The sequence below is a fragment of the Helicobacter burdigaliensis genome (assembly GCF_003670295.1).
Taxonomy (GTDB): Bacteria; Campylobacterota; Campylobacteria; order Campylobacterales; family Helicobacteraceae; genus Helicobacter_D; species Helicobacter_D burdigaliensis.
This window is the reverse complement of record NZ_QXJG01000042.1, coordinates 1-1,565: the sequence shown is the minus strand read 5'-3', so window position 1 is coordinate 1,565 and position 1,565 is coordinate 1. Positions and strand designations below refer to the sequence as shown.

At 27.5% G+C, this 1,565-nt stretch carries 2 pseudogenes; both read left to right on the top strand.

The features are described 5' to 3' along the window. A pseudogene (locus tag EBF09_RS09415) lies at positions 1-336 on the top strand (cytotoxin); the annotation flags it as partial. Positions 337-354: 18 nt separating this feature from the next. Continuing rightward, positions 355-1,137, top strand: a pseudogene (locus EBF09_RS08920) (autotransporter outer membrane beta-barrel domain-containing protein); the annotation flags it as partial. Between the last annotated feature and the right edge of the window lie 428 nt (positions 1,138-1,565).

Here is a 1,565-nt window from a genome sequence, read left to right as displayed (position 1 = left end):
TCTGGCAACCTAAACGAAGCACAAGGTATCTTTGATAGTTTGATTAACTCTAATATTAATGCTGGAATTGGTGTAGGTGCAATCACAAATAAAAACTTCTTTAAAGATGTAAGGGAGAGTTCTAAATCTAATACAGATACTCTAAATAATTCTAGCTCTGTAAATGGTGCTATGAATATCTCTAATGATATGGCTATAGGTGGAAGAATCGCAAGAGTTAATAATCCTTATTCTGAAGTAAGATTTGCTAATGCTTTAAAAGCAAATGTTTTAGCAAGTGGTGCAAATATAGCAAGCGATACTCCTTATGATTATTATGGCACTAAAACTTATTAAAATAGTGTATGGGCAAATGCTTTTGGTGGAGCGAATATAGTCGATGGAGAAAGTGGAGGATTATATGGAATAAGCATAGGTGCAGATAAAGAGTTTAATGATAATTTGCTTTTAGGAATCTATGCTACTTATGCAAGTTCTAAAATCAAAGACAAACTAAGCACACAAGAATCAGATAACTATCAAATCGGTATTTATAGCTCTTATAGATTTAATCATTCATGGGAATTAAATTCTAAACTCTATGGACAAATAGGAGATACAAAACAAGATATTAATCTAGCAGGAAATTTAAATAGTGCAGATTTTAATAGAAGATTTATAGGATTGAATACAAATATCGGTAAAGTATTTAATTTAGAAAATGGTTTATTTTTAAAACCTTTTGTAGGAGTGAATTATTATTATAGCTATACTCCAGATTATGATGAAAAAGGTAATCTAGCAAGAAATGTAAAATCTAATACTAATAATTCTTTGAGTTTAGAGTTAGGATTAGAAGCTAGAAAATATTTTAATGAAAGCTCTTATTTATTTATAACTCCTAAAGTAGAACAATATGTAATCAATAATGGGAAAGATTATGTAGCTAGCTTTGTAGGTTCTAATACTTCCTTTTCTATTGCAGGAGAAGAGAAGAAAAAGACTTATGGGCAATTGATTATAGGAGGAAATATCTCAATAAGTGATAATCTAAGCTTAGATGTTGGAATTGGTACTAAACAAATCTTAGCTGGAAAAGTAGATTTTAAAAATGAAACTTATTTAAGTGGGAATGTAGGAATAAAATATAAGTTTTAAAAGAAGAGTTTAAAACAAAGACTTTAAGACAAATAGCTAGAAACTATAAAGATAGAATAAATAATTTGTTTCTAGTAAAATTTAATACTAGCTAGAAATTAAAGAGAATTTGTTTCTAGCTGGTTTAAAAGTTTTAATCTTTTTAAAGAGTTTTATAGATACTTCTTTGAAGTAAGTTTCTAAGCTAATTTTTTAGTGAATTGCTTTAGTGGATTTTATGAAGTGATTCCTTAGTAAATTCTATAAATAACTCTTTAAATAATTGCTTAGTAATTTTTATAAGTAATTCTTTAGAACAAAACACAAGAAGATAAATAATCTTCTTTAAATATAAGAAAATTAACATTCTCCTTGAGCGCAAGAAAATAATAATCTCCTTGGTTTTCTTGTGTTTTATATTCTTTTTAGATTTGCATTTGCTATGCTTG